At 62.2% G+C, this 3586-nt stretch carries 6 protein-coding genes; 3 read left to right on the forward strand and 3 right to left on the reverse strand.

What is annotated here, in order from left to right:
• The coding region (locus VMA74_RS00725) for a DUF2892 domain-containing protein (protein ID WP_325363813.1) at window positions 1–196 on the reverse strand (196 nt) is incomplete at its 3' end.
• Between the two features lie 27 nt (window positions 197–223).
• Window positions 224–1513 (reverse strand): NAD(P)/FAD-dependent oxidoreductase, encoded by a 1290-nt coding sequence (locus VMA74_RS00730; RefSeq protein ID WP_325363815.1) that lies wholly within the window; start codon window positions 1511–1513, stop codon window positions 224–226.
• Window positions 1514–1827: 314 nt separating this feature from the next.
• Here VMA74_RS00730 and VMA74_RS00735 point away from each other — a divergent pair, with 314 nt between their 5' ends.
• A complete protein-coding gene (locus VMA74_RS00735) occupies window positions 1828–2154 on the forward strand; it encodes a metalloregulator ArsR/SmtB family transcription factor (protein ID WP_325363817.1) in 327 nt (108 codons plus the stop codon).
• A gap of 66 nt (window positions 2155–2220) precedes the next feature.
• Here VMA74_RS00735 and csrA read toward each other — a convergent pair whose 3' ends face one another.
• The gene (csrA, locus tag VMA74_RS00740) at window positions 2221–2460 is read right to left on the reverse strand and encodes a carbon storage regulator CsrA (RefSeq protein WP_325363823.1); all 240 of its coding nucleotides are present in this window, start codon (window positions 2458–2460) and stop codon (window positions 2221–2223) included.
• Between the two features lie 296 nt (window positions 2461–2756).
• Between csrA and VMA74_RS00745 the strand changes: the two genes are divergently transcribed.
• Both VMA74_RS00745 and VMA74_RS00750 read left to right on the forward strand, forming a co-directional pair.
• Entirely contained in the window at window positions 2757–2954 is a 198-nt protein-coding gene (locus VMA74_RS00745) for a hypothetical protein (protein ID WP_325363819.1), read from the forward strand.
• A gap of 214 nt (window positions 2955–3168) precedes the next feature.
• The coding region (locus tag VMA74_RS00750; protein ID WP_325363821.1) for a hypothetical protein at window positions 3169–3586 on the forward strand (418 nt) is incomplete at its 3' end.

A 3586-nucleotide genomic window follows, 5' to 3' on the forward strand; every position in this document is an offset into this window, starting at 1 on the left:
ACGCGCTGCCGCCCTTCACCCCGAAGTGCGCAAGGATCTTCACCAACGGACAAAAGCCGGTGAACGCGGACTGCAGCAGATTGGCGCCGACGAACAGCGTGAGCAGAAACCACCACGGCGAGACGAAATACCCCAATGCCAGGCTCAGCAGCACCATGCTGCCGGCGAAAGCGAGAACGACGCGATCGATGTTCATGATCATTGCTCCGTTGCTATGAAAGCTTCAGTGGCGCGGCGCCCTGGGTTTCAACGTCTCGATCTCCAGCAGCTTGAGCACGTAGCGCTCGAACACCGGATGCGTGTTGCCGGTGCGGGCTTTCTTCAGGTAGTACTTCTCGAAGGCGATCTTCGCCAGGTGCACCCATTTGCCGGTCTTGGCCCAGGTGACGTTGCGCGGCGGGATCTGCGGCAACGCCACGAAGGCGGCGCCGGTTTCGCCCATGTCGGCCAGGCAGACCGCGTTCCACGTGGCGCGCGCGTCGGCAGGAGCACCGGCCAGCTCGGCCTGGATGTTCTGCACGATCGCGCCGACCATCGACTCGATCATGAAGCCGGTCTTGGGTGCGCCGGTCGGCACCGGTGTGCTCTCCACCGGCGGGATCGCCACGCACACGCCGGCGGCGAAGACGTTGCGGTAAATCGGACTGCGTTGGAATGCGTCGATCTGTACGAAACCGCGCGGATTGACCAGGGCGGGCACGGCGCGCACCGCGTCGACGCCGGTAAAGGCGGGAATCAACATGGCGTAGGCGAAGGGCAAGCCGTGCGCTTGCAGCAGCGCGCCTTTCGCATCCAGTTCGTCGAGCTTGATATGTCCGGCCTCGATGGCCGCCACCTTGGCATTGGTGATCCACCGGATGTCGCGCTTGCGCAACTCCGATTCCAGCAAACCCTTGGAATCGCCGACGCCGCCCAGCCCCATGTGGCCGACGTACGGCTCCGGCGTAACGAAGGTGATCGGTGCGCGGTCGCGCAGCTTGCGTCGGCGCAGGTCGGCATCCAGGATCATCGCGAATTCGTAGGCGGGGCCAAAGCAGCTTGCGCCTTGCACCGCGCCGACGACGATCGGGCCGGGATTGTCCAGAAACTTCTGGTAGGCGGCCCACGCCGCTTGCGCATGCGGGCCGGTACACACCGATTGGGTGAAGCCGTTTTCGGGGCCAAGGCCGGGCACTTCGTCGAAGGCCAGGCGGGGGCCGGTGGCAATGATCAGGTAGTCGTAGCCCATCATCTGCCCATCGAGCAGCTGCAGGCGATTTTCATCGGGCAGGATCGCCTGTACCGGCACCGCGCTGAAATGGATGCCATGTTCGTTCAACGGCTCGCGCACGGCCACCCGGATCCGCTCGGGCGTGCGCCAGCCGACCGCCACCCATGGGTTGGAGGGCGTGAAGTTGAAGTACGGACCATCGCCGATGACGGTAATGTCGGCCCCGGCACCCAGCGCCGCCCTTAAGTCATACGCCGTCGCCATGCCGCCCAGGCCGGCTCCCAGAACTACGATGCGTGACATGTACGATCACCTTGACGATGTATGTATGGCAGACGCAAAAACGACTCATGCTCAGCATGCGCGGATGGCTCTGGGGGACATTGACGCAGGTCAATTGGCGGTCAGCCGGCGCTTTGGGGTGACATGTTTTATTAAAAATTACTACATTAGAAATATCTTAATTAGTAGAATGCGGTAAAGTCAATTGCGCGCCGTGATCCATTCGGCCACTGGCCGAAGCGGGCGGGCTGGAACGCCATTGCAGTTGAGTTGCGGCGGCTACACGAATCAAGCAGGTGCCATGCAGCACGCAACACCTAAGGAGTGAGGCATTGATGAAGAGAAACGTCGCCCGCAACGCCAGTGCCATGCACAACCGGGCCGAAGAGGCCGCCCAGCTGCTGAAAGCGCTCGCCAATCCGCAACGCCTGCGCCTACTGTGCCTGCTGGCCGGGTCGGAGCTTTCCGTGGGGCAGCTCAATGAAGCCTTGCCCGATCTCAGTCAATCGGCGCTGTCCCAACATCTAGCCAAGCTGCGCGACGAGGGCATGGTGCGCACGCGCCGCGAAGCGCAAACCATCTGGTATGCGCTCGAACCGGGTCCGGCCGAGCGCGTCATCGAGACGCTGTATGGGATTTATTGCGGCGCTTCAGCTTCGTAGGCTGGGATGAAATCCCGGCATAGGAACGTGCAAGAAAGCCGGGATTTCATGTCAGCCTACACGGCGCTAATCATTGGGCCGAGAGCGCGAGCGGCGCACGATGACCTGGGGAGAAGCGGATGGCACAGCCGCAGCAGCACGTTTGTTGTTCTGTATGCGCCGGTAGATTTCTTCGCGATGGACGTCGATGTGCATGGGTGCGCGGATGCCGAGGCGAACCTGATTGCCGTCGACACTCAGCACGGTAACGGTAACCTCGTCGCCGATATGCAGGGTTTCCTGCGGCTGGCGGTTGAGCACGAGCATGCCGCGAAATGTTCCAGATGATTGCATGTGACCTTCCTTGGAGCCTTGGTAAGGCGAGGGTAAGAAAAGGAGCGAGCCATGGCAAGGTCGTGAAGGCGCGCCCACGTGTCAGTGCGCGCTGCTTGGCGGTGCGAGACGGAGCTATCGCCGATTACCGTCCTAGCCTGGGTTTTACTCGCTTGGAGTTGACGATCGTCAAGAAGGAAGCTGTCGTATGGCTTGAATATGGTGTATCAGAACCGCACTCGTTTCGCTCCTGCCATCGATGGAGCGGGTGCGGCGAGAGGAGAGCCGTCATGGCCAAGACCTATCCAACGCTGCCCGCAGGGCCTGTCATCTGTCCAAACTGCACCGAGTCCGGCAACCCCATCGAGATGGAGCGCGACAACCTGGACGTCGACTACCTCGCAGAACAGGCGCCGGAACGCGGCACCGAGTTCCAATCGTATCGTTGCCCGGATTGCGAATATGTCGCGGTATTCCGGGTGAGGTGATGATGCCTCCTGCATGCTGCGCAACGGCCGATGGAGGGAACCTGTTGGGCTGGAGTGGTCGGTGCGAAACGGCGCCTGCGCGAAGGCAGATGCAGGGCGATGCGCCGGCCTGCGGTAGTTCCAATGGGGCAAGCATCGACGGACATATGGACGGCGCAGATGCATTTTCAGCCCGGCCGACCCAAGTCCGGCAGGCTGCCGGGTGGCCGCAAGCATGAACGTCCCTCCCGCCGTCATCTTCAGCGGCTTCGACGTCGCCTGTTTGTCGATGGCCGTGGTGTTGCTGCTAGGCGGGTTCGCGCGAACGCTGCGGCCATATCGCCAGCTTTTATGGGGAGGCGGCATCCTGCTGCTGCTTACCGCGGTCTATCCTGGGCGGGCCAATCCGCTGGGGCACTACCTCTTCTTTGAGACCTCCGGTGAGCAGCGCCTGCCGCCCGAACTGCTGAAGGTCATCTGGTGGGTACTGGGCGCCTGGCTGTTGAAGAGCCTGCTCGACCTGATCCTCCGGCGCACCATCTTTCCGGACGACAATCAGCCGCATGCGCGGCAACTGTTTGCCGACCTGGCGTCGGCGCTGATCTATGTGGTGGCCTTCGTCGGTATCGTCGACGTGGTGTTCAAGCAGCCGA

This window comes from Dyella sp. (assembly GCF_035508675.1).
In the GTDB taxonomy this organism is placed as follows: Bacteria; Pseudomonadota; Gammaproteobacteria; order Xanthomonadales; family Rhodanobacteraceae; genus Dyella_B.